22 protein-coding genes and 2 tRNA genes are annotated in these 22,538 nt (G+C 55.7%); 17 read left to right on the top strand and 7 right to left on the bottom strand.

Annotated features, from left to right (window positions below; genetic code table 11):
- The first annotated feature begins 9 nt into the window (after positions 1-9).
- The 4 genes from ABWV33_RS16100 to ABWV33_RS16085 all read left to right on the top strand — a co-directional run bounded on the left by ABWV33_RS16100 (position 10) and on the right by ABWV33_RS16085 (position 3,540).
- Positions 10-546, top strand: a complete 537-nt coding sequence (locus ABWV33_RS16100; RefSeq protein WP_113823639.1) for an HdeD family acid-resistance protein — start codon at positions 10-12, stop codon at positions 544-546.
- 151 nt (positions 547-697) lie between these two features.
- Positions 698-1,303 carry a 3-isopropylmalate dehydratase small subunit gene (gene leuD, locus ABWV33_RS16095; protein WP_113823638.1) on the top strand — a complete coding sequence of 202 codons (606 nt, stop codon included), beginning with the start codon at positions 698-700 and terminating at the stop codon, positions 1,301-1,303.
- Positions 1,304-1,636: 333 nt separating this feature from the next.
- Positions 1,637-2,470: a hypothetical protein gene (locus ABWV33_RS16090; RefSeq protein ID WP_113823637.1), complete on the top strand. Its 834-nt coding sequence runs from the start codon at positions 1,637-1,639 to the stop codon at positions 2,468-2,470.
- Positions 2,467-3,540 carry an endonuclease/exonuclease/phosphatase family protein gene (locus tag ABWV33_RS16085; protein WP_353332201.1) on the top strand — a complete coding sequence of 358 codons (1,074 nt, stop codon included), beginning with the start codon at positions 2,467-2,469 and terminating at the stop codon, positions 3,538-3,540. Before ABWV33_RS16090 ends, ABWV33_RS16085 begins: the two co-directional genes overlap by 4 nt.
- On the opposite strand, the gene ABWV33_RS16080 is transcribed toward ABWV33_RS16085, so the two are convergent.
- Complete coding sequence (locus ABWV33_RS16080) at positions 3,490-4,398, bottom strand: Rossmann-fold NAD(P)-binding domain-containing protein (protein ID WP_353332199.1); 909 nt, start codon at positions 4,396-4,398, stop codon at positions 3,490-3,492. The genes ABWV33_RS16085 and ABWV33_RS16080 overlap by 51 nt on opposite strands.
- A 91-nt stretch (positions 4,399-4,489) precedes the next feature.
- Between ABWV33_RS16080 and ABWV33_RS16075 the strand changes: the two genes are divergently transcribed.
- A complete protein-coding gene (locus ABWV33_RS16075; protein ID WP_353332197.1) occupies positions 4,490-5,386 on the top strand; it encodes a LysR family transcriptional regulator in 897 nt (298 codons plus the stop codon).
- Here ABWV33_RS16075 and ABWV33_RS16070 read toward each other — a convergent pair.
- Entirely contained in the window at positions 5,383-5,916 is a 534-nt protein-coding gene (locus tag ABWV33_RS16070; protein WP_113823633.1) for a redoxin domain-containing protein, read from the bottom strand. The two genes, ABWV33_RS16075 and ABWV33_RS16070, sit on opposite strands and share 4 nt — an antisense overlap.
- Positions 5,917-6,009: 93 nt before the next feature.
- On the opposite strand from ABWV33_RS16070, the gene leuB reads away from it, so the two are divergent.
- On the top strand, positions 6,010-7,113 hold the full coding sequence (gene leuB, locus ABWV33_RS16065) for a 3-isopropylmalate dehydrogenase (protein ID WP_121996341.1): 1,104 nt from the start codon (positions 6,010-6,012) through the stop codon (positions 7,111-7,113).
- A gap of 4 nt (positions 7,114-7,117) precedes the next feature.
- Here leuB and ABWV33_RS16060 read toward each other — a convergent pair whose 3' ends face one another.
- Positions 7,118-8,701 carry a Na/Pi cotransporter family protein gene (locus ABWV33_RS16060; RefSeq protein WP_353332194.1) on the bottom strand — a complete coding sequence of 528 codons (1,584 nt, stop codon included), beginning with the start codon at positions 8,699-8,701 and terminating at the stop codon, positions 7,118-7,120.
- A gap of 122 nt (positions 8,702-8,823) precedes the next feature.
- Between ABWV33_RS16060 and ABWV33_RS16055 the strand changes: the two genes are divergently transcribed.
- Positions 8,824-8,900: transfer RNA gene (locus ABWV33_RS16055), tRNA-Pro, on the top strand.
- A 231-nt stretch (positions 8,901-9,131) separates the two neighbouring features.
- Here ABWV33_RS16055 and ABWV33_RS16050 read toward each other — a convergent pair.
- A tRNA-Val gene (locus ABWV33_RS16050) sits at positions 9,132-9,207 on the bottom strand.
- Positions 9,208-9,429: 222 nt separating this feature from the next.
- On the opposite strand from ABWV33_RS16050, the gene ABWV33_RS16045 reads away from it, so the two are divergent.
- The 4 genes from ABWV33_RS16045 (at position 9,430) to ABWV33_RS16030 (ending at position 12,926) form a co-directional block, all read left to right on the top strand.
- The gene (locus ABWV33_RS16045) at positions 9,430-10,437 is read left to right on the top strand and encodes a GlxA family transcriptional regulator (protein WP_251134352.1); all 1,008 of its coding nucleotides are present in this window, start codon (positions 9,430-9,432) and stop codon (positions 10,435-10,437) included.
- A gap of 105 nt (positions 10,438-10,542) precedes the next feature.
- Positions 10,543-11,142 carry a helix-turn-helix domain-containing protein gene (locus ABWV33_RS16040; protein ID WP_162930553.1) on the top strand — a complete coding sequence of 200 codons (600 nt, stop codon included), beginning with the start codon at positions 10,543-10,545 and terminating at the stop codon, positions 11,140-11,142.
- Between the two features lie 130 nt (positions 11,143-11,272).
- Positions 11,273-12,331 (top strand): aromatic ring-hydroxylating dioxygenase subunit alpha, encoded by a 1,059-nt coding sequence (locus ABWV33_RS16035; protein WP_353332191.1) that lies wholly within the window; start codon positions 11,273-11,275, stop codon positions 12,329-12,331.
- Positions 12,332-12,344: 13 nt separating this feature from the next.
- Positions 12,345-12,926 (top strand): carboxymuconolactone decarboxylase family protein, encoded by a 582-nt coding sequence (locus ABWV33_RS16030; protein WP_353332189.1) that lies wholly within the window; start codon positions 12,345-12,347, stop codon positions 12,924-12,926.
- A 157-nt stretch (positions 12,927-13,083) separates the two neighbouring features.
- Here ABWV33_RS16030 and ABWV33_RS16025 read toward each other — a convergent pair whose 3' ends face one another.
- Positions 13,084-14,229 carry a zinc ABC transporter substrate-binding protein gene (locus ABWV33_RS16025; RefSeq protein ID WP_353332187.1) on the bottom strand — a complete coding sequence of 382 codons (1,146 nt, stop codon included), beginning with the start codon at positions 14,227-14,229 and terminating at the stop codon, positions 13,084-13,086.
- 105 nt (positions 14,230-14,334) lie between these two features.
- Here ABWV33_RS16025 and ABWV33_RS16020 point away from each other — a divergent pair, with 105 nt between their 5' ends.
- Genes ABWV33_RS16020 through ABWV33_RS16010 form a run of 3 tightly spaced genes read left to right on the top strand, consistent with a single transcriptional unit; the run spans position 14,335 to position 16,351 of the window.
- Positions 14,335-14,817 (top strand): Fur family transcriptional regulator, encoded by a 483-nt coding sequence (locus tag ABWV33_RS16020; RefSeq protein WP_113823627.1) that lies wholly within the window; start codon positions 14,335-14,337, stop codon positions 14,815-14,817.
- Complete coding sequence (znuC, locus tag ABWV33_RS16015; protein ID WP_113823626.1) at positions 14,814-15,545, top strand: zinc ABC transporter ATP-binding protein ZnuC; 732 nt, start codon at positions 14,814-14,816, stop codon at positions 15,543-15,545. Before ABWV33_RS16020 ends, znuC begins: the two co-directional genes overlap by 4 nt.
- Positions 15,542-16,351: an iron chelate uptake ABC transporter family permease subunit gene (locus tag ABWV33_RS16010; RefSeq protein ID WP_113823625.1), complete on the top strand. Its 810-nt coding sequence runs from the start codon at positions 15,542-15,544 to the stop codon at positions 16,349-16,351. The genes znuC and ABWV33_RS16010 overlap by 4 nt, the downstream gene beginning before the upstream one ends.
- A 42-nt stretch (positions 16,352-16,393) precedes the next feature.
- Here the strand turns inward: ABWV33_RS16010 and ABWV33_RS16005 are convergent, their stop codons facing one another.
- Entirely contained in the window at positions 16,394-16,774 is a 381-nt protein-coding gene (locus tag ABWV33_RS16005) for a DUF983 domain-containing protein (protein ID WP_113823624.1), read from the bottom strand.
- A 135-nt stretch (positions 16,775-16,909) separates the two neighbouring features.
- On the opposite strand from ABWV33_RS16005, the gene ABWV33_RS16000 reads away from it, so the two are divergent.
- Positions 16,910-18,283 carry an aminotransferase-like domain-containing protein gene (locus tag ABWV33_RS16000; RefSeq protein ID WP_353332184.1) on the top strand — a complete coding sequence of 458 codons (1,374 nt, stop codon included), beginning with the start codon at positions 16,910-16,912 and terminating at the stop codon, positions 18,281-18,283.
- Positions 18,284-18,307: 24 nt separating this feature from the next.
- Here ABWV33_RS16000 and ABWV33_RS15995 read toward each other — a convergent pair whose 3' ends face one another.
- On the bottom strand, positions 18,308-18,484 hold the full coding sequence (locus ABWV33_RS15995) for a zinc-finger domain-containing protein (protein WP_113823622.1): 177 nt from the start codon (positions 18,482-18,484) through the stop codon (positions 18,308-18,310).
- 87 nt (positions 18,485-18,571) lie between these two features.
- Here ABWV33_RS15995 and ABWV33_RS15990 point away from each other — a divergent pair, with 87 nt between their 5' ends.
- Positions 18,572-19,504 (top strand): ABC transporter ATP-binding protein, encoded by a 933-nt coding sequence (locus ABWV33_RS15990; RefSeq protein ID WP_113823621.1) that lies wholly within the window; start codon positions 18,572-18,574, stop codon positions 19,502-19,504.
- A 220-nt stretch (positions 19,505-19,724) separates the two neighbouring features.
- Positions 19,725-22,529 (top strand): DNA polymerase I, encoded by a 2,805-nt coding sequence (gene polA / locus ABWV33_RS15985; protein ID WP_353332181.1) that lies wholly within the window; start codon positions 19,725-19,727, stop codon positions 22,527-22,529.
- The last annotated feature ends 9 nt before the right edge of the window (positions 22,530-22,538 follow it).

Genomic DNA, 22,538 nt, shown 5'->3' with positions numbered 1-22,538 from the left:
GATTAAGAAATGAGTGACTGGCTAAAACTGCTCCTACTGGGGCTTCTGTCCATTGTATTCGGTGTGTTCGTACTGGGCGCACCGGTCGTGGCCTCGATTGCGATCACCGCAACCGTCGGCATTCTGCTGCTGATCAGCGGTGGTTTGCAGGTCGTCGGCGGGTTCTCCGTCGAAGGCACAGGCAACAAGATCCTGTCCATTCTGATGGGCGCAATCATGTTGTTCCTGGGCTGGTCCTTCATTGCTCATCCGCTTCAGGGCACGATCTCGCTCGCCATGCTGGTGTTGATCCTGTTCCTGGCCGGCGGCATCGCACGGGTCTTTTTGTCGTTCCAGATGCGCGGCACTGCGTATTTCTGGCCGACACTGATCTCGGGCGTTCTGTCGATCCTTTTGGCCGGATATCTCTGGTCCAACGCAACTGCGGAACTCGCCGCCAGCTTCTTGGGTCTGCTCTTGGGCATCGAGATGCTGTTCAACGGCTTTGGTCTGGTCTTCACGTCGCTGTTTTTCCGCAGCGCAGACAAAGGTAACGCAGCGGCCTAAGGTTCGGGCCGGACGTCTAGTCCGACCCGCGGGGCCGCTGAAACGTCATCGGGGAGTGCACAGGTGGTGCACGCCCGGTGCACGGATATCACCCCCCGCCCTGATGCGGGGTACCCCCCACATCTAGTGGGTCGAAATTAGGAGTCTGGAAATGGACAAATTCGAAAAACTCACCGGCATCGCCGCCCCGATGCCGCTGGTCAACATCGACACAGACATGATCATCCCCAAGGTGTTTCTGAAATCCATTCAGCGCACTGGCTTTGGTGTGAACCTGTTTGATGAAATGCGCTATACGCGTGATGGCGCTGAAATCGCTGACTTTGTGCTCAACAAACCACAGTATCGCAGCACCGAAATTCTGGTCGCGGGCGACAACTTCGGCTGTGGTTCGTCGCGTGAGCACGCGCCGTGGGCGATTGCAGATTTCGGCATCAAATGCGTGATCTCTACCAGCTTTGCCGACATCTTCTTTAACAACTGCTTCAAGAACGGCATCCTGCCCATCGTCCTGCCCCAAGAACAGGTCGACGTCTTGATGGCTGACGCGGAAAAGGGGGAAAACGCCCGCATGACCGTGGATCTGGAAGCACAGGAAATCACCACCTCGGACGGTGAAGTCATTTCCTTTGAGGTCGATTCATTCAAAAAGCACTGCCTTCTCGAAGGGTTGGACGATATCGGCCTGACGATGGAGAAAGCTGCAGCGATCGATACCTTCGAAGCAGCCGCTGCTCAGGCGCGTCCTTGGGTCTGATCCCGATCTATACAAAATAACGATTCTAACCGTTGGGGCCTCGCAATCGCGGGGCCCCAATAGGTTTTAGATATCTCACCTAACTCTACCACAAGATGTGGTTATCCCTCACACGCCCGCCCCAAACATGCGCCCAAATTGATGCAATCCCGCACCACTCCCGCCACATTCTCGCCTAAAATCAGGTATTTCGTGGGTCCGCGACTTGAGTGAGTGACGAAACAGCGGCACAAATGGGGCCAAAATGAGGCACTCCAGCCAGAATTGGTTGGGATCAAGTTGGAACAAAGGCTCGGCAAAGCATCGGCCTGTCCAGTTTGAAGGGATCGGACAGTGATTGCACGCATCACAGGCGCGGCATTGCGCGGATTTTTAGTGGCCATGATGGTCGCGACTCCGGCGCTTTACTTACCGCGGATCACAACTGAGTCGACAGAAATCGTAGCTTTGCTTGCGATCTTGGGGTTTGTCCTAACCTTTGCGGAATACAATTCTACCTTTCCAAGCTTCATCGAATTTCGGGATGCCCCCCCTCTGAACAGGTTGCGGTTTTTGGCTCTGCTGACAATGGTCACTTTGCTAACCTTGATCTGTAAACATAAGTTTGAACCATCGAACGTCACTGCCTTGTTTGCGGGGCTCGGCACGCTGTTTGCGCATATCATGGACATCCCCTATTCGCCGGTCCGTCTTGTCGTATTAATGCTCCCGGATCAGGCAACCTTAGAAACGATCAACGGTGTACGTATGGCTGCCAGCATTTCTTATGTTGTCGCGCTCTGCACTGTCGCCGCCTTTTTCTTTGCTGTGCGTGTACAAGGGTGGCCAACCGGGAATGGCGCCTTCAACGTCTGGATCAACCTGCCTTTGTTTGACCCAACAACAGGCGGGGACGTGGTGACCCGCCTGCAACGGGATGGGCGCATCAACGTGGCTTTGGGTTTCCTTTTGCCCTTTGTGATCCCGGCGCTGGTCAAAGCCACATCCGAGTTGATCAATCCAATCAGCCTGGACGACCCACAGACGCTGATTTGGACCATGAGCGCGTGGGCCTTTTTGCCGGCAAGCATGATCATGCGCGGTATGGCGATGTTACGCATAGCTGAGCTGATCGAAGAAAAGCGCCGCCGCGCCTATGCCAACGCCGAGGCAATGCAAACCGCATGATGCGATGGCTCATCCTGCTTCTGCTGCCTTGTGTAGCGGCAGCCGGACCTGACACTTTGCGTGTCGCGACCTTTAACACGGAATTGCAAAGAGACGGTCCCGGCTTGATGCTGCGGGATATCCGACGCGACAAAGACCCACAAATTGCTGCGGTGGTGGAGGTCATTCGCCAAACTGCCCCTGACGTACTGGCCCTGCAGGGGATCGATTGGGATTATGAAAACCAAGGGCTGAATGCCTTGGTTGAGCGGATTGAAAACACTGGCTTGATCTTTCCCTACCGCCTGTCGCTGCGCACCAACAGTGGCTTGGCCAGCAAGCTCGACCTTGATGGCGATGGACGGCTTGGCGGCCCCGGAGATTCCCAAGGGTACGGGTCTTTTACCGGCCAAGGGGGGTTGGCGGTGCTGTCACGCTATCCGATCAATACGGACGCGGTGCGCGATCTGTCCCCGCTTTTATGGCAGGAGTTGCCGGGCGCAGTTTTACCGACCCATCGTGGGGCTCCCTTTCCATCAGCCCAGGCACAGGCCGCACAAAGGTTATCGTCGACCGCGCATTGGATTGTTCCGATCGACCTGCCATCTGGCCCGATGCAGTTAATGACATTTCAAGCTGCACCCCCCGTTTTTGACGGCCCCGAAGACCGAAACGGTCTGCGCAACCGTGACGAAATTCGGCTGTGGCGTGTTTTGATGGATGGGAAATTGGGGGCAGCCCCCAGCAAACGTTTCGTCATCGCGGGTGGGGCCAATTTGGACCCATGGGACAGCGATGGACGATCAGAGACAATTCGGTCCCTGCTTGCTGACCCGAGATTGCAGGATCCAGCCCCGCACAGCAAAGGCGCCGCGCAGGCAGCTGACCAAGGGCACAAAACCCCAAATGCACGCGATACAGTGGATTGGGAACGCGCAGGGCGGCTGCGCGTTGACTACATCCTGCCCTCGTCAGATTGGGCGGTCATGGACAGTGGGGTGTTTTGGCCCGCTTCAAACGACCCAAACCACGCCGTGGCCCTACAAGCGAGCCGGCACCGTTTGGTTTGGGTGGATCTGCGTCTGGATTAGGTCAGCAGGAAGTGCCGCCGCCAGCGCCACCTCTAAAGGTGTTGCATGGAAATTCGGCAAGAGATCTGCCATCATCGTTCCATCCAGAGAATGAGGCGTATCCCAGAGATATCGCATTTCTAACAGACACCTTGCCAACGGCCAGAATGGGCGCGCCACTTGCAGCGGTAACCAGTTCATCGTCTTTACCCGTATTTCCTGCCCCAACACCCCAGATAGTGCTTGGGCCATCTCCGCACCGCTCAGCGTGAAGCCTGCAAAAGGGATATCCGTATATCGCGGCAATTCATGTCGCATTTCCGCCAGCTCAACTGCCGCGCGGCACAGGTCAGGCAGATAGGCCCAGGCATGTGGAATGTGCACATTTCCGGGGTAGGTAAATTGCCCCTTGGACAGGTTTTTGGTCATTATCTGGTCAAACCAGTTTCCTGACGCTTGGGTGTCGATAAAATCCCCGGCGCGCAGCACGATGGTGCGCACGGTTGAGGCCTTGTACGCCTCCTCCATATCTATTCGGATTTGCGCCAGTGGATTGGTTGCCAGATGCGGCGTTGACCCCGACCAAGGCAGCGGGGCTTGCGGTCCAAAGACATAGACATTGCCGGGGACAATCACCGTCGCGTTGCTCAGCTCTGCCGCTTCGATCACTTGCGCATGTAACTTGGGCACCTGTTTCGCCCAATCTGGGTAAAGTGGGTTCCACGCGTTGACGATCACATCAGCGCCCTGTGCGGCGGTGTTCAATTGATCCCGTGCCCGGTCAAATGTCCGCACATGCCAACCCGCTGCGCGAAACTGCTGGGCGGCATTGCGCCCGAAACGGCCAGTGGCCCCAAGGATAAGAACGGTCTGTGTCATGGGTAAAGCTCCTGTTCTGATGCCCTCAACTTATCCATTCAAGTTTGATATATAAATTGCACGATACCGCAGATCGTGTATTCAATTATGAATGGATAAATCGCTTACTCTATCTGACTGGTCCCTGATCCAAAGTTTTCTGGCTGTTGCTGATACCGGGTCGCTCAGCGCTGCCGGGCGGCAACTGCAGCGCAGCCAACCCACCCTTGGGCGACAGATCCAAGCCCTTGAGGATACGCTTGGCGTTTCCTTGTTTGATCGCCACGCCAGAGGGTTCCAACTGAGCGACACCGGCGCACGCCTATTGCCAATGGCGCGACAAATGCGGGACGCGATGAGCGCACTTACGTTGACCGCCGCCGGGCAGTCCCAACAATTGGATGGGACCGTGCGATTGACGGCATCGGTTTTTGCATCTCACCACGTTCTGCCACCCATCCTTGCCCAAATTCGGACCGCTGAGCCAACCATTCAATTGGAATTGGTGCCAACGGATTCATCAGAAAATCTGCTGTTCCGCGAGGCTGATATTGCGGTTCGCATGTATCGCCCCTCGCAGGTCGACATCGTTGCCCGACATGTGGGCACGATTGAACTGGGCGCTTATGCGGCACGGTCCTATCTGGATCGCGCAGGCACGCCAAAAAAGATGGAGGATATTTTTGAACATGACATCGTGGGCTATGACAAAAGCGATCTGATCATCACCACAATGCGCGACATGGGCTGGCCCGCCAGCCGCGAGAACTTTCCGGTTCGATGCGACAACCAAACCGCCTATTGGCAACTCGTTCGGGCGGGATGTGGCATTGGTTTTTGTCAAAAAGCAGTGGCCCGCGCAGATCCACTGGTTCAGGCTTTGGAATTTGACTTTCAAATCCCATCGCTCGAGGTCTGGCTGGCGGCGCCCCAAGCGATGCGACAGACCCCACGCATTCGCAGGGTCTGGGATTTGCTGGCCGACGGGTTAATCCAAGCCGATCTTTAGTCCGGCAGATCACCGGTATACGTCCCGCGGGGGGGATAGTTGTTCGCAAGCGCCCACTTGATGCCCCCCAACATGTCAGCACACGACGGGCGCGCAAACGGTGTGGTCTGCAACCAGCCAAAGTACAGCGTACCGTCAGGCGCGATATAGAAATGCCCCGGTTCAGCAAATAGATCCGCCTCGGCCGATCCTTCACGCTTGGATGAGATATAGAGCCCCCAATCGTCGCGCGCGCGTTTCAAGGACAGGCTATGGCCAACGCGCAATCGAGACGTTCCCGATTTCTCAACCGTTTCAGCCGCGCGTGCCTCTGTATCAGTGCTCAGCATGATGACTTCGATGCCCTGTTCCGCAAAGTCATCTAGTGCCGCTTCGACCTCGCCCATTTGTCGGATACAGATCGGGCAGTGCAGCCCGCGATAGACGATCACCAGTGTGCCGTTTTCCCCATGATCCCGGCTGAGATCAAAGCGCCCATGCCCCAAAGTGTCGAGTGTTAGCGCAGGAACTGGGTTTCCTGGTATCAGCATTGTCATTTCCCTTGTGTTTGGCGGGATCGTCTCATTGACCCCTCAGGCCGCACACGCTAGGCCGATTGCGACAAAACGCAAGGAGAGCCCCCGATGTCCAACCCTTCGCTCCTCATCCTTCCCGGTGACGGAATTGGCCCTGAAGTTATGGCCGAAGTGCGCAAAATCATTACTTGGTTTGGCGATAACCGCGGCCTTCACTTTGACGTGAGCGAGGACCTGGTCGGCGGCGCAGCCTACGACAAGCACGGTGTTCCGCTGGCGGACGAAACTATGGCCAAAGCGCAAGAGGTCGATGCCGTCCTGTTGGGCGCTGTTGGTGGCCCTGCTTATGACGATCTGGATTTCAGCGTCAAACCCGAACGCGGCCTGCTGCGCCTGCGCAAGGAAATGGATCTGTTTTCCAACCTGCGCCCCGCGCAGTGCTTTGACGCACTGGCAGATTTCTCGTCGCTGAAGAAAGATATCGTTGCCGGTCTGGATATCATGATCGTGCGCGAACTGACCTCGGGCGTCTATTTTGGCGAACCCCGCGGCATCTTTGAGGAAGGCAACGAGCGCGTCGGCATCAACACCCAGCGCTATACCGAGTCCGAAATCGAACGCGCGGCCCGCTCGGCGTTTGAACTGGCGATGCGCCGTGGCAAAAAGGTCTGCTCGATGGAGAAGGCCAACGTGATGGAATCCGGTATCCTCTGGCGCGAAGTGGCCACCCGTGTCGGCAAAGAATACCCTGAGGTCGAGCTGAGCCACATGTATGCCGACAACGGCGCCATGCAACTGGTCCGCGCGCCCAAGCAGTTTGACGTCATCCTGACCGACAACCTGTTTGGCGACATCCTGTCCGACTGTGCCGCCATGTTGACTGGATCGCTGGGCATGCTGCCGTCTGCAAGCCTAGGTGCCCCAATGGCGAACGGTCGCCCAAAGGCAATGTACGAACCCGTACACGGTTCGGCCCCAGACATTACAGGTCAAGGCAAAGCCAACCCAATCGCGTGTATCCTGAGCTTTGCGATGGCGCTGCGCTATTCGTTTGATCAGGGCGATGAAGCGGCCCGTTTGGAAGCTGCGATTGAACAGGTTCTAAGCAACGGTGCCCGCACCGCTGACCTGCTGGGTGAAGAGGGTGCAACGCCCCTGTCGACCTCAGAAATGGGCGATACCATCATCGCGGCCCTCGACAAGAGCCTGTAAAGACCTAGGCCCGCTGCAGTTTTGCTGTGGCGGGCGCACCTTGTTCTACCCGAGCTTGATATTCCTTGGTCCGCGCAGCGTGATACAGGCTGCGATCGAGCCAACGCATCGCATCAGCATGATGGAACACATCTTCGAGCGAATAGATCCCGGCGTGCTCTCCCAGCATGAGCGACCGCCGATGACGTTTGTAGCGATTTCCAACCAGGCGCGATAAGCGCTCTAGCCGTTCGGTATCTCCACCAGCTTTTGCAGCTTCTCGCAACGCAGCACCTACGGCGATCGCTGGGCGCTGTAAAACACGATCATGCAGAAGGGTATCAATGTTTTCGCGCTGCTGACATCGCTCGTACAGCCGTAACATATGATCCGTTTGATGCACCAAAGCCGCAAAGGCCTCTTCCTGCTCATTGTTATCAGCTGCCAGCCGGATATCAGCCAAATACTCTTTGAGCTCCGCAATCGCCCCCGTACACACTCCGAGAGCTGCCAAACCGCGTAAATCCGGCCGTATCTGCAAACCAGACCCCAATGCACCAAACAAGCGCTGTGCAATTGCGTTGGCAGCCACTTGTGCAGCCAGCAAGGCCGACCCCGGATCCGTTAACAGGTTGCGATCCAACGAGATGAGAGAGGCCGGCTTGCGTTCCGGCATCACCCGCTGCACCAGTCGTGCAAATTGTGGCGTAAAGGGAAGGAAGATCAGCGTTCCAACCAGATTGAACCCTGTATGAAACACCAGCAGCGCGGTCATATCCCCAGCTGTTTCAGCGATATGGGTCAGGAAAGTCCGGCCAACCACAAGCAATGGAAAAGCCAGAATAGAGGTAATGATATTGAACCCCAGATTGGCAACAGCGGTCTGTCGCATAGGCTGAGAGCCACTGAGCGCGGCAAGCAACGCCGTGAAGGTGGTCCCGATATTCATCCCCAGCACGATCATCGCCGCCTGCACCAACGAGATGGCCCCGCCCTCAAGCAAAACAAGGGCCAGCGCCATGGCCGCGCTCGAAGATTGCATCAGCGCGGTCAGCAATATCCCAATCCCGACCAACGCAAACAACCCAACAATGTTTGACCCAGGGAGCAGGTCCGGCGTTAAAACATCGGTGAGATCCTTCATCCCGAACTGCATAAGCTCCAAGCCAATCAAGAGCAGACACAACCCCGAGAATATCCGACCGATCCGTGCCCACATCCCACGCCCCAGTAGATCCGCGAGCGCGGCTGGAAATAGCAAAGCCATGGCCAAATTGCCCAGCTGCAGCTTGAACCCCAACAACGAAACCATCCATCCCGTTGCGGTCGTGCCAATATTGGCCCCGTAAAGAATGCCCAACGCTTGCGGCATGGTCATCAATCCCGCGCCAACAAACCCAACGGTCATGACTGTTGTTGCGCTCGAAGATTGAATCACCGCCGTTGTGACCGCCCCGGTTGCGACCCCGCGCAAAGGCGTAGTGGTAAAGCGTGCCAACAAATTTCGAAGATTTTCACCAGCTGCATCTCGTAAAGCAGCCGTCATGATCTCCATTCCGACAAGGAACATTCCAACGCCACCGATCAGGAAATAAAGCTCTTCTGCCATGACATGCCTCCACCCTTCCAAACACTTCACCCAGCGACCAAGTGCAAGTCAAAATGGTAGCCCAAAAAAGGCGCTTAACCTATTGCAACCCATCAAGCCCAAGTATAGTCCCCGCGTACGGTCGGAGTGTAGCTCAGTCTGGTAGAGCACTGCCTTTGGGAGGCAGGGGCCGTGAGTTCGAATCTCTCCTCTCCGACCAAATTAGATCATACACTTACGAGAAACCTAGAGGTCATTTATGCCGGGACGCATACGGGGTATCTGAAGTCTTTCCGGACTCTTATCCAGCTCGCATTTTGGCTCTGAGAGTACACCTAAAGAGTACCGAATTCAGGGTGAAAAAGCTGCGATTTCATCGGACACGACCAGATACAAAAACTGGGTTCAGCAAGGCTGCATTCAAGGTCGGCAATTATGTTGGTGGGGTATATGGTGGGTGATGAGAGGCTCGAACTCCCGACATCTTCGGTGTAAACGAAGCGCTCTACCAACTGAGCTAATCACCCGTTGAGCCGGAATTACCCAAGCCCGCTGGTGGACACAAGAGGAGAATGGCATTTTTTTCATCTTTCTCGAAAAAAACCGATCACGCCAATAGAGCCACCCGCGAACAGCACATAGCCAAACAACCCGAACGCTGAGAATTATGGGTTTCGAACGGGCAGATTTGGCGACCTGCAAAGTTTCTTCTTCTACGGAAAGAGCATCTGATCTAAGACTTCTACCCCATGACCCAAGCAAAAACTCAGCACTTTGGCTTTCTTCTAATGCCTAACTTTCCGATGGCCTGCTTGACGTCAGCCATCGAACCCATTCGGGCGGCAAATGAGATCTGCGGGTTTGATGCCTTCAAATGGACACTGATCTCGGAAACCGGCGACAAGGTTACAGCCAGCGCCCAAGTGCAGTTCCAACCGGATCAAACATTGGATCAGGTCGAAGGGCTGGATCGTCTGTTCATTCTTGCGAGCCCAACCAGCCAATTCCAAGACCCGAAGCGCAGCAATGGCACCCTGAGAAAACTGGCACGACATGGCATGTCCATCGGCGCCGTCAGTGGTGGGGTTTTTCCGTTGGCGCGTTCTGGCTTGCTGGACAACCAGTCGGAAACATCTGTTCACTGGTGTTACAAAGCTGCGTTTGTCAACGAATTCCCCCAGATCAAAACCAACGATGATGTATTGGTGTTAAACCCCCGTTGTATGACCGTCTCGGGGGCCGCCGCCGCATTTGACCTGATGTTGCATTTGATTGCTGAACAACTGGGTAAAATGGTGATGACCGAGGTTGCCTGTTGGTTTCAGCACCCCTTGGTGCGCTCCGAGGGGGTTAACCAAGCGCTTCCGTCATTCACAACCGAAAGCACCGCTGATGGCCTCCCCAATATCGTCTCTGAGGCCATTCAAATTTTCACGACTCACATCGAAGATCCGCTTTCTATAGCTGATGTGGCGGATCTGATCGGCGTTTCTGCAAGACAATTAGAGCGGACGTTCAAAACCTCGACACAACAAAGTCCGGGCCAGTACTATCGAGATCTCCGTATGCGGGCCGCGCGCCAGTTGCTGATCTACTCACGCGAGTCGCTCAATTCGATTGCGAATTCAGTGGGCTACGCCAAAACTTCCGCACTGACCCGCCACTATCAAGAAAGTTTTGGGATCACCCCGCAAGAAGAACGCAATCGCATCAACGTCTTCCGAGTAACGGATAATCGCCCCATTCCGTCGTCCTGATCTGGCCTATTCACGCGTACGAGAAACAGCATTTGCTCCACTCAGCCCTAGCATGACTTTCTATTGGTCAAAAATCTGGATAGCCTGCTTAGCATGACAAAACCCATGGATCCTCTCGAACAGCACCGCCCCCTTGATCAAGTCGTCGGTTCAGCAGTGAAGAACGACCGAACCATGGCGGGCCTGACCCTATCGGAATTGTCAAAACGCTCGTCTGTTTCAACAGCCATGATTTCCAAAATCGAGCGCGGCCAAGTTTCGGCATCCTTGTCTACGCTGGACGCATTGGCGCAGGCGATTGGGGTTCCCTTGGTGAACTTCTTTGCTGGCACCACGGGCAAAACAGATGTGTCTTTTGTTCCTGCAGGCGAAGGCATCCATGTGCAACGCCAAGGCAGCGCTTTTGGGCATTTCTATCGCATGATTGGGCGCGCAGCAGCCAACCATGTCAGCTATGAAAGTTTTGTAGTCACGTTGGAACAGCCTTTGGCCGTCCGCCCGTTTTATCGTCACCGCGGGGTGGAATTCATTCATGTCTTATCCGGTGAAATGGTCTTTCGATGTGGCGATGGGTCATTCGATATGGCCCCTGGCGACAGCTTGTCTTTTGATTCCTGCGCAGCCCATGGTCCGACTGAGCTTAAGACCGAAACGGTGACGTTTCTGACCGTCATCAGCAAAGCGGACGGGCTTGAAATGGGGTAACGGCGCAGCCCGCCCACAATTGTTCTTGATATGAAATTTTTTTCTTGGTAGTAAAATTCTGTCGGAATGCCCGACGGGATGCCTTCCGACACCCTGTTTCCAGAAGTTTCCAGATATCCGGGGGTGCGGAATGCAAAAAGATCTTATTGGTGGCCCTGCTTTTGTGCGCGAGAGTTGGTATGTCGCGGGACGAAGCGGCGACTTTGACCAAACACTAACGGCCACAACACTCCTCAGCGAAGAGATCGTGATTTTTCGCGGTGAGTCTGGCGCACCAATCGCGCTGGAAGATGCCTGCCCCCACCGTAAATTACCGCTGTCACGTGGCCAGATCCAAGGCGATACCGTGGTGTGCGGCTATCACGGACTCACGTTTGATTGCACAGGGTCCTGTGTTTCTGCCCCTACACAGGAAAACGCCATTCCAAAGCGTGCTGTTGTGCGCAGTTACCCGGTTGAGGACCGTTATGGATTTCTCTGGGTCTGGATGGGCGACGCAGACAAGGCAGACCCCGCTGATATCATCGACATCCCGAATTTCGACAATCCATCATGGGGTAAAACCCAATGCGGCGCGATGGCGATGGCCTGCAACTACCTTTATATCACAGACAATCTGCTCGACCCCAGCCATGTGGCCTGGGTACACGTGACCTCTTTTGGGGGTGCTGGCACAGACAATCGCCCGCTTGAGCTGGAAGAAACTGACGACGCCGTTGTCATCTATCGGTGGATCGCCTCGGAACCCGCCCCTCCCTATTATGCTGCTATGCTGCCATTCGGGGATAATTGCGATCGAAAGCAGCACTATGAATGCCGGGTTCCTTCCACGGCCGTTAATATGTCTGTCTACACCCCGCCGGGGTTAGGGGGCGCTGACAAACCCCTGTCGGATGAGGCGTTCGTCAATATTTCGTACAATTTCATTACGCCAGTGGACGAAGAAAACGCGCTCTATTTCTGGTTCCAACACCGCAACATGCACCCAGACGACACCGCCCTGAACCAACGTATGTTCGAAGGCGCGATCATGGCCTTTAACGAGGACAAAGAGATCCTCGAAGAGGTCCAGCGCGGTATGGCCAAACGTAAAACACCCTATCTGAATCTTGGCCTAGACGCTGGCGCGATGCGCTTTCGGCAAAAAGTCGACCGCCGCCTCATCGCTGAAGCAGACACTCAATCCTGAAAGGACCCTCCCCATGACCGCATGGATTGAAATGATTGACGACGAGACCGCTGACGGCCGATTGAAAGAGCTGCTCGACAAAGCACGCACCCCACATGGCACTGTTGATACCGTTATGCGCGTCCATTCCCTACGCCCTGAAACGATGAACGGTCACGTAACCCTTTATCGGTCGGTTCTACACAGCAAGGACAATACCCTGCCCTTTTGGTTCCTTGAGGTCATCGCCAGCTACACCTCAATCATCAATGACTGCACGTATTCGCTGACCCATCACTTCATGAACGTGCGCAATCTGATCAAGGACCAACCCCGCTCAGACCGCATTTTTCTCGCTCTCAAAGCCCATCGGCCCGAAGATGAATTCGAAGGCAAAGAACTGGAATTGCTGCGATATGCGGGGAAATTGACCGCAAATGTAGGGAAAATGATAAAATCCGATTTCGAAGCCCTTAAGATCGCTGGCTGTTCGGATGGCGAGATTTTGGAAGTGAACCAAGTCTGCGCATACTTCAATTATTCCAACCGCCTGTTGAATGGGTTGGGCGCCACGACGGATGGTGATATCATAGGGTTTTACACAGGCGACGAATAACACCCACCCCAGGCGATGGACCACTCACAGCCATCGCCCGTCCGGTTGCGGTGCCAAGGTATTTTCCACGCCTCCAGATATTTACTCACCAATCTGGAGGTGGCGTCAGGGTTTCTCTGACAGGTTGGCCGAGGCGCCGCGACCGACGTTAAGATTTTTAGCAGCCCGCGATTTGGCTGGATAAACTGCGTAGCAAATTCACATAGAACCCCTGTCCCGTTTCAATGCCGACCCCGAGTGGATCCAACACGGCAGAATTCGCCTGACTGTTTTCTATAACTGTCGCAACAATCTCGACATTGAACTGCGGCTCGGAAAACACGCAAGTCACGTCCAATTCACGGACATTTTTCTGAACCGACTGTACCCGCGCCGGGCTTGGGTCGCTTGCGTCACTTAGTGAAATTGCTCCGATTGCGTGAATACCAAACCGCTCTTCAAAGTACTGATAGGCATCATGCAACACAACAAAACGGGTTGAAGTGGTCGATGCCAGCTCGGTTGAAATGTCGCGCATCGCGTTATCAATGTGCGCTTTTCCTTTGGTTGCGTTTTCTTGGTACCGCGCCGCGTTTTCTGGGTCGAGGCGTGCCAGCTCAGCTGAAATCACATCCAGCCAGTGCTTACCGTTCTCTGGGTCAAGCCAGGCATGTGGGTCTATTCCGTCGTGATCATGCCCATGTTCATCGTGCGAAGCATGGTCGGCGTGCTCTTCATCCCCATGATCATCGTGACCGTCATGACCTGCGTCATCCGCGTGATCATCGTGATCGTCATGGCCCGCATCATCTGCGTGATCATCGTGATCGTCATGGCCCGCATCATCTGCGTGATCATCGTGATCGTCATGGCCCGCATCATCTGCGTGATCATCGTGATCGTCATGGCCTGCGTCATCCGCATGATCGTCGTGATCGTCGTGATCGTCGTGATCGTCGTGATCAAATATGGGCCCTTCTCTGAATTGCAAACGAACAGTCCCGTCTGCATCCAACAAAGACACAACCGTCGCATCTTGCGCCAGACGCTCTATCGACCGATCCAACCAAGGCGTCAGCTCATCGCCAATCCAGAACACAACATCTGCCTGATCCAATGCCCCTGCTTCCGACGGACGCAACGCATACTCATGCGGCGAAGCCCCCGGGCGCACGATCAAATCCGGGGATCCAACCCCGGCCATAACTTGCGCAACAAGCGAGTGAACTGGCGCGATGTCCGCTACGACTCGTGGCACCTCAGCCTGTGCCACGACGCCCACCCCCATGCCGACACTCAAGGCAATTGGAAAAATTCTACGCATGTCGCGCTCCATGTAACTTTATAACACATCTAGGGAGGGGTTGTTAAGCGTCATAGTATAACATATCAAGCCCCAAATGAGGGCTGACACAAAAGGAGCACAATCATGGCCGCGATAGGGTTCACCCATCACGATCACAGCTGTTGCATTCAAAACACCGTCGATGTCGCCGATAAACACTGCAAGCAGGCCGGACTACAACTCACCCCGATCCGCAAACGTGTTCTTGAAATCCTGTTGGAAGAGCATCGCGCGCTCGGGGCCTATGAAATTCTCGACCGACTGCGCCAAGAAAACCTGGGCTCACAGCCCCCGGTGGCTTATCGCGCTTTGGATTTTCTGGTCAAAAATGGTTTCGCTCACAAAATTGAACGTATGAATGCCTTTGTCGCCTGCACCCAGCCGGGTGAAGTCCACACCCCTGTGTTTATGATCTGCCGGGAATGCGACACAGTGGCCGAGTCCGCCTCAGAACTCAGTAAGAGCCAACTCGGACGCACCGCGAAGGATCTAGGGTTCACGATCGAACGGATCGTGATCGAAGCCGAGGGCCTATGCCCAAATTGTCAGGATGCCACCGCATCATGAGTCTCGTTGATTTGCAGGGGCTATCGGTCCGTTTTGGCGGCAGAACTGTCTTAAGTCACGTAAACCTGACCCTGAATGCCGGAGAAATCGTTACCGTTGTTGGCCCAAATGGGTCGGGTAAATCCACCTTGTTGCGGTCCATCATCGGCGCCGTGCGCCCCAATGGCGGCAAGGTGTCAAAACAGGCCGGTCTACGCATTGGTTATGTCCCGCAAAAACTGCACATTGACCCAACTCTACCGCTCACCGTTCGACGGTTCCTAAGCCTGCCAAACCGGGTCAGCGACGCAGATGCCGAGGCTGCTCTGGCCCAAGCGGGTGCTGGCAATCTGATGGGGTCGCAAATGTCCGCGCTTTCCGGTGGGCAGTTTCAACGCGCGTTGCTTGCACGAGCCCTGCTGATGCGCCCCCAACTGCTTATTCTTGATGAAGCCACCCAAGGATTGGATCAACCCGGCTCTGCCGCTTTCTATCGTCAAATCGAAGACGTTCGCAAAACGATTGGATGCGCCGTCTTGATGGTCAGTCACGAATTACATGTCGTTATGGCCGCCTCTGATCGGGTGATCTGCCTAAACGGCCACATCTGCTGCGAAGGTGCGCCCGAGCATGTCGCCTCGGCCCCGGAATACCGCGCTCTGTTTGGGACCGGCACCCAAGGCGCGCTGGCATTGTATCGCCATGAACACAATCACCACCACGATCACACGCACGAGACTTCAGCATGAGCGTTTTCCTCGACAGTTTTTTGATGCGCGCCGCACTCGCCGGTCTTGGCGTTGCGTTGGCCGCAGCCCCTTTAGGGTGTTTCGTGGTTTGGCGGCGGATGGCCTATTTTGGGGACGCCACCGCCCATGCGTCGATCATGGGAGTTGCGCTCGCGCTCAGCTTTTCAATGTCTATTTTTGTGGGCGTCCTCGCTGTGTGCTTGATTATGGCGACGACAATCTCAACACTCAGCGGACGCGGATATGCGATGGACACCCTGTTGGGGGTGATCGCCCATTCCTCCCTTGCGATTGGCCTGATCGCCGTATCGCTTATCCAAGATGTGCGCGTTGATCTGATGTCCTATTTGTTTGGCGATATCCTTGCCGTAAACAAAACAGATCTGATGGTGATCTGGGGCGGAGCACTGCTAGTGCTTGTCCTGATTTGGTGGCGTTGGTCTGGCTTGTTGCTATCAACACTGAACCCTGACCTTGCACGCGCGTCCGGCATTGACCCCAAGCGAGAGCAACTGATTTTGACGCTGGCTTTGTCAGTGGTTGTTGCGGTCGCAATCAAAGTGGTGGGCGTGCTGTTGATTGCCGCGATGCTGATCATCCCGGCCGCGTCTGCCCGACCCTTTGCCAACACGCCCGAACGGATGGTTTTGATCGCCGCCTGTCTTGGAGGCCTTGCCGCACTGGGCGGGCTTCAGGCGTCATACCACTTTGACACCCCCACAGGCCCATCCATCGTATGTCTTGCCGCAATTTTCTTTACAGCGTCGGGAATGACCCATTGGATAAAAACAAGGCTGCACGCATAACTGCGGGCAGCCCCATAACAACCAAATAGGTCGAATGGACGATCAGAAACCGTGCATCCGTTTGGCCCACTGATACCCCACGATCAGACCCTTCATCCGAGGCAACAGGGCCAGCGCGCTCCCCACTGCAAGCACTGACATTACCAGCGCAAGCTCAAGCGGCTCTGGGCGCCATTGGGTGAACGCGATGTGCAATGCAAAGCCCAAAATGTGACCCACGATTAGAATGGTCAGGTAAGCCGGACCATCATCCGCCCGCTGGGGCGTCAGGTCCAAACCGCAATTAGAGCAGCTATCGTTCACTTTGACATAGCTATGCAGCAATTTGCCCTTACCACAGCGCGGACACTTAAGCCGCAATCCATTCAGGATCGCCGGCTTCACTTCGCGTGTTTCTATTTCCTGCGCGGGTGCATCCGTCATCGCATTCTCTCCTTGAGTCGCCGGATACATAGATTGAACCCAAATTGATTGCAATCATTATTGAGTACAATGTGGTTGCAATGTATGCACGCCCCCCTTAATGATCGTGCAGCCATGAAAAATGAGGCCCCCTCCATGACTCTCTGGAGCCCTGTACTAAGCGACACCGGCAATCCCCGGTACATTGAAATTGCCGAAGCCATTCGCTCTGACATAGACAAGGGAACCCTGTCTCCGGGTGACCGGCTTCCCGCACAACGCGCGGTCGCCCAAGTTTTGGGTCTGGATTTTTCGACAGTTTCGCGGGGCTATGCCGAAGCAGTCCGACGTGGCTACATCGAAAGCTTTGTCGGGCGCGGCACCTTTGTCCGCACCATCGAAGCAGAAACAGAACACCCCGATCCCAGACGTTCATCGGAAGAAGACCCGATGATGAACATGCCGCCAGAACCGGATGATCCAGACTTGATCGCCCGCATGCAGCAAGGGCTTTCGCATGTGTCAGCAAACCTTGTACCGCTGTTGCGATACCAATCCGTCACCGGCAGCCCCCATGATCGCGACATCGCAATTGATTGGATGCAACAACATGGGCTGGCCCACACCCCGGACCAACTGACCATCACACCTGGCGCACACGCCAGCCTGTTTGCAATTCTGACACTCCTCAGCGAACCCGGCATGACCGTGCTGTGCGAGGACCTGACCTATCCCGGCATCCGATCGATTGCATCCCGCCTTGGCATCCAGCTTGAAGGGGTCGCCAGTGATGAACACGGCATTCTTCCCGATGCCTTGGAAGAGCGGATTACGACGCTTTGGCCGTCGGCCCTGTATCTAAACCCCACATTGCAGAACCCGACCACCACCACCATCCCGCCAGATCGCCGTAAAGACATCGCCGCCGTCTTGCGCAAGCATGATATCCCTCTGATCGAAGATGACGCCTATTGCTTTGTGACGCCCGAGGCACCGGTTCCGATCTCTCATCTAATTCCGGATTTAGGGTGGCATATTGCCGGTCTGTCCAAAGCGTTTGGTGCGGGGCTGCGACTGGCCTACACGACGGTTCCAAGACAGGATCTTATGGGACAATTCTCCCAAATTCTGCGCAGCATGAGCGTGATGACCTCACCGCTGACGCTGGCCTTGATGGGACGATGGATCGAAGACGGCACAGCTGCCGAGCTTCAGACGTTTATTCGAAAAGCCGCAAAAGAACGCCAAGATCTGGCCGCATCAATCCTGAAAAACTGTTCGTTTCGCAGTGACCCATACGCATTCAACCTCTGGCTCACGCTGCCACCTGGCACCAGCCGCGCCGAATTGATGGGTCGGATGGCAACTCGTCAAATTGGCCTGATGCCAAGCGATGCCTTCGCGGTCACATCTCTACCATTGCCGGAATCCGTGCGGGTGTGCCTTGGTGGGCCAACCCCAATCCGCCAACTCAAAGAAGACCTGATCGCCCTCAACGATGCCGTCGTTCGCAAAGATTGGCTCGGCTAAGACACCACGCCCATCACCGCGTGATCAGCCGTCTTCGTGCCCTTTAAGAATGTAAAGGCAATCGCAATACGGACATTCAACGCGACCGGTATCCTCGGGGATTTGCAACCAAACGCGGGGATGCCCCAAAGCACCTTCGCTGCCATCACAGGCAACACGGGCATTTTCAACAATTTTGGTTTCCGGCGCTTCAATTGTCATCGCTGGCTGTCCTTCTGGTTGTCGGCTTCGCAGGCATGGATTAGATGCGTTTATGAGCGATGGAATGCACAGGGGCAAGAGCCGCAGATGACACAGGACGCGATCCGGATCCAGGGGTTGACCAAAACCTACAGTGGCGGGCGCAACCAACCCGAAAAACATGCGCTCAAGGGTATCGACCTTTCCGTCCCAAGAGGATCTGTTTTCGGGCTGCTTGGGCCAAATGGGGCCGGGAAATCCACTCTGATCAATATCCTTGCAGGTCTTGTCGTCAAATCCAGTGGCTCGGTAACGATCTGGGGGTTTGATCAGGATGCCAACCCACGCCAATCCCGCGCCTCGATTGGAGTGATGCCACAAGAGCTGAACCTTGATCCGTTTTTCACCCCACGCGGCGCGCTAGAGGTACAGGCGGGACTGTATGGCGTCCCTAAGGCACAGCGCCGTAGCGATGAAATCCTTGAGATGATTGGCCTGACAGACAAAGCCGAGGCCTATGCCAGAACTCTGTCCGGCGGTATGCGCCGTCGTTTGTTGCTGGGCAAAGCGCTGGTTCATCGCCCCCATATTCTGGTACTTGATGAGCCGACTGCTGGGGTCGATATTGGACTGCGCCAAATGCTGTGGGCCAATGTTCGCAAGCTGAATGAGCAGGGGATGACGATTATCCTGACCACGCACTACCTCGAAGAAGCGCAGGAAATGTGTGACGAGATTGCGATCATCAATCAGGGTCAACTGGTGGTACAAGATAGCACCGCCAACCTGTTGGGGCGCCTCGATAGGCGCACCATGGTGATTGTCCCCGACGAACCCGCCACGACATTGCCACAGGCCGAGGGGATTGATGCATCGTTCGGATCCGATGGCACTATTGCGTTGCACTATCACAGCCAACAGCTGAGCGCGGAACAGGTGCTAGAGGCGGTGCGGGCCGCAAACATCCGGATCCGCGACGTCAAAACGCAAGAAGCCGATCTGGAAGATGTGTTTCTTGCCCTGACGTCGGGCGCAGCCTGAACACAGCGTTCGCATTGGCCCCTCTGACCTGCTGGGGCCCTTGGCCATGGTGCCTTAATCAGGCGGCACACCTCCTTCTGCATCCAATGCCTCTCAAAGCTTTTGGCAAAATCCTGTTCAAATTCGGGGGTCACTGCGCCCTGTACGATTGCGGATCGCACTCGGATAACGGATAGAATGCACAGACACCGATGAAACTGAGCGGATAGGGCAGCACACCATGAGCAAAACAGAATTTGGCAAAGGCTGCCATTTGCACTTGATCGATGGCTCGGCCTTCATTTTCCGTGCCTATCACGCGCTGCCGCCGCTGACGCGAAAATCCGACGGCCTGCCGATTGGCGCCGTGTCCGGGTTCTGCAACATGTTGCAACGCTATGTCGAAGGCAACCACGGCCCGGATGCCCCGACGCATGTCGCCGTCATCTTTGACAAGGGCTCCCATACCTTCCGCAACGACATGTATGACCTCTACAAAGCCAATCGCGAGGCAATGCCCGAGGATCTGCGCCCACAGATGCCCCTGACGCGGGAAGCGACCCACGCCTTCAACATCGCCTGCGAGGAAAAGGAAGGGTACGAGGCCGACGACATCATCGCGACCCTAGCTGTACAGGCGCGCGCGGCCGGTGGCCGTTGTACCATCATCAGTTCGGACAAAGATTTGATGCAATTGGTCGGTGACGGTGTCGAAATGTACGACGCCATGAAAAACAGGCGCATCGACCGCGACGGCGTCTTTGAAAAGTTCGGCGTGTTTCCTGAACGCGTGGTCGATGTGCAGGCGCTGGCCGGCGACAGCGTGGACAACGTGCCCGGTGCGCCCGGCATCGGCATCAAAACCGCCGCGCTGCTGATCAATGAATACGGTGATTTGGAAAGCCTGCTGGATCGCGCCGAAGAGATCAAACAACCCAAACGCCGCCAGACTTTGGTCGACAAACGCGATCAGATCGAACTGTCCAAGCGGCTGGTTCAACTTGACGAAAAGACCCCGCTCGATTTCACGCTCGAGGATCTAGAAGTCCGTGACCCCGACCCAGACAAGTTGCTGGCCTTTCTGGCCGAGATGGAATTCCGCACCTTGACCAAGCGGATCGCGGATCAACTGGGCGCCGAAGCCCCCACCATCACCGACAAAGTTGCCCCCGAAGCCGAAGAAATCTCGGTCGCGGACATTCCGTTTGATGCCACAAAATACGAATGCGTGCGCGACGCCGCTGCGCTGCAGAAATGGGTGGATCAGATCCGCGAACATGGGTGGGTCGCCGTAGATACCGAAACCACCGGCCTAAATGAAATGATCGTCGATCTGGTCGGCATTTCACTTTGTGTTCGGGCCGGCACCGCCTGTTACATCCCGCTGACCCATCGCGATGGATCAGCGGACGATCTATTTGGCTCGGATGAGCTGGCCGAGGGGCAGATGCCGCTGAACGAGGCGCTGGATATCTTGAAACCCGTGCTTGAGGATCCCGCGATCCTGAAGATCGGGCAGAACATGAAATACGACTCCAAAATCTTCAAACGGTACGGCGTGTCCATTGCCCCGATTGACGATACAATGCTGATGTCGTCGGCCATGCACGCCGGGGAACACGGCCATGGTATGGATACCCTGTCAGACAGATACCTGAACCACACGCCAATCCCAATCAAACCCCTGTTGGGCAGCGGTAAATCCGCGATCACCTTTGACAAGGTGCCAATTGACGAGGCCACCGCTTACGCCGCCGAAGATGCCGATATCACCCTGCGTCTTTGGCAGCATTTCAAGCCTCAACTGCACCGCGCGCAGGTCACCACCGTCTATGAGACGCTGGAACGGCCACTGGTACCTGTGTTGGCTGAAATGGAAATGCACGGTATCAAAGTCGACCGCGAGGTGCTCAGCCGTATGTCCAACGCGTTTGCCCAGAAGATGGCAGGGCTTGAGGCCGAGATACACGAACTGTCGGGTGAAACATTCAATGTCGGCTCGCCCGCGCAATTGGGCGAAATTCTGTTTGAAAAGATGGGGCTTGAGGGCGGCAAAAAGGGCAAGACGGGCAAGTATTCGACCGGTGCGGACATTCTGGAAGATCTGGCAACCGAACACGAATTGCCCCGCCGGGTGTTGGATTGGCGTCAGCTGAGCAAGCTGAAATCAACCTATACCGACGCGCTGCAAACACACATCAACCCCGATACGGGCCGGGTTCACACGTCGTATTCGATCACCGGTGCGACCACCGGGCGGCTGGCCTCGACCGACCCGAACCTACAGAATATTCCCGTGCGCACCGAAGAAGGGCGCCGCATCCGCGAGGCATTTATTCCTGAACCGGGCAATGTCTTGCTGTCGCTCGATTACAGCCAGATCGAATTGCGCATCCTTGCCCACATCGCTGGCATTGATGCCTTGAAACAAGCCTTTGCGGATGGTTTGGATATTCACGCCATGACCGCGTCAGAGATGTTCGACGTGCCGCTGGACGAGATGACATCCGACATTCGCCGTCAGGCCAAAGCCATCAATTTTGGTGTGATCTATGGCATTTCCGGGTTTGGACTGGCTCGCAACCTGCGCATTCCGCGTAGCGAGGCGCAAGGATTCATTGACCGCTATTTTGAACGCTTTCCCGGCATTCGGACCTATATGGATGACACGGTCGCCTTTGCCAAAGAGCACGGATATGTTCAGACGCTGTTCGGGCGCAAGATCCACACGCCTGAGATGTCCTCAAAGGGTCCGCGCGCTGGCTTTGCCAAACGTGCCGCCATCAATGCCCCCATTCAAGGCACCGCCGCGGATGTTATCCGCCGCGCCATGATCCAGATGCCTGCTGCCATCGCGCATTTGCCTGCGCGGATGCTGTTGCAAGTGCACGATGAACTGCTGTTCGAAGTGCCGGCTGACCATGTCGATGAAACCATTGATGTGGCCCGTCGCGTGATGGAAGGCGCATCAGATCCCGCTGTCAAACTGGACGTTAAGCTCACAGTGGATGCCGGTCAGGGGGCAAACTGGGCCGAGGCGCATTAAGCGCCTGGT

It is taken from the genome of Phaeobacter sp. NW0010-22 (assembly GCF_040365955.1).
In the GTDB taxonomy this organism is placed as follows: domain Bacteria; phylum Pseudomonadota; class Alphaproteobacteria; order Rhodobacterales; family Rhodobacteraceae; genus OMPR01.
The sequence above is the reverse complement of the archived record's forward strand: the minus strand, read 5'-3'. Positions and strand labels throughout refer to the sequence as shown.

Excerpts from the sequence above, each read along its gene's own strand:
- ABWV33_RS16100 (WP_113823639.1), top strand. The coding sequence starts at position 10 with ATGAGTGACTGGCTAAAACTGCTCCTACTGGGGCTTCTGTCCATTGTA.
- leuD (WP_113823638.1), top strand. The coding sequence starts at position 698 with ATGGACAAATTCGAAAAACTCACCGGCATCGCCGCCCCGATGCCGCTG.
- ABWV33_RS16085 (WP_353332201.1), top strand. The coding sequence starts at position 2,467 with ATGATGCGATGGCTCATCCTGCTTCTGCTGCCTTGTGTAGCGGCAGCC.
- ABWV33_RS16080 (WP_353332199.1), bottom strand. The coding sequence starts at position 4,398 with ATGACACAGACCGTTCTTATCCTTGGGGCCACTGGCCGTTTCGGGCGC.
- ABWV33_RS16075 (WP_353332197.1), top strand. The coding sequence starts at position 4,490 with ATGGATAAATCGCTTACTCTATCTGACTGGTCCCTGATCCAAAGTTTT.
- ABWV33_RS16070 (WP_113823633.1), bottom strand. The coding sequence starts at position 5,916 with ATGCTGATACCAGGAAACCCAGTTCCTGCGCTAACACTCGACACTTTG.
- leuB (WP_121996341.1), top strand. The coding sequence starts at position 6,010 with ATGTCCAACCCTTCGCTCCTCATCCTTCCCGGTGACGGAATTGGCCCT.
- ABWV33_RS16060 (WP_353332194.1), bottom strand. The coding sequence starts at position 8,701 with ATGGCAGAAGAGCTTTATTTCCTGATCGGTGGCGTTGGAATGTTCCTT.
- ABWV33_RS16045 (WP_251134352.1), top strand. The coding sequence starts at position 9,430 with ATGACCCAAGCAAAAACTCAGCACTTTGGCTTTCTTCTAATGCCTAAC.
- ABWV33_RS16040 (WP_162930553.1), top strand. The coding sequence starts at position 10,543 with ATGGATCCTCTCGAACAGCACCGCCCCCTTGATCAAGTCGTCGGTTCA.
- ABWV33_RS16035 (WP_353332191.1), top strand. The coding sequence starts at position 11,273 with ATGCAAAAAGATCTTATTGGTGGCCCTGCTTTTGTGCGCGAGAGTTGG.
- ABWV33_RS16030 (WP_353332189.1), top strand. The coding sequence starts at position 12,345 with ATGACCGCATGGATTGAAATGATTGACGACGAGACCGCTGACGGCCGA.
- ABWV33_RS16025 (WP_353332187.1), bottom strand. The coding sequence starts at position 14,229 with ATGCGTAGAATTTTTCCAATTGCCTTGAGTGTCGGCATGGGGGTGGGC.
- ABWV33_RS16020 (WP_113823627.1), top strand. The coding sequence starts at position 14,335 with ATGGCCGCGATAGGGTTCACCCATCACGATCACAGCTGTTGCATTCAA.
- znuC (WP_113823626.1), top strand. The coding sequence starts at position 14,814 with ATGAGTCTCGTTGATTTGCAGGGGCTATCGGTCCGTTTTGGCGGCAGA.
- ABWV33_RS16010 (WP_113823625.1), top strand. The coding sequence starts at position 15,542 with ATGAGCGTTTTCCTCGACAGTTTTTTGATGCGCGCCGCACTCGCCGGT.
- ABWV33_RS16005 (WP_113823624.1), bottom strand. The coding sequence starts at position 16,774 with ATGACGGATGCACCCGCGCAGGAAATAGAAACACGCGAAGTGAAGCCG.
- ABWV33_RS16000 (WP_353332184.1), top strand. The coding sequence starts at position 16,910 with ATGACTCTCTGGAGCCCTGTACTAAGCGACACCGGCAATCCCCGGTAC.
- ABWV33_RS15995 (WP_113823622.1), bottom strand. The coding sequence starts at position 18,484 with ATGACAATTGAAGCGCCGGAAACCAAAATTGTTGAAAATGCCCGTGTT.
- ABWV33_RS15990 (WP_113823621.1), top strand. The coding sequence starts at position 18,572 with ATGACACAGGACGCGATCCGGATCCAGGGGTTGACCAAAACCTACAGT.
- polA (WP_353332181.1), top strand. The coding sequence starts at position 19,725 with ATGAGCAAAACAGAATTTGGCAAAGGCTGCCATTTGCACTTGATCGAT.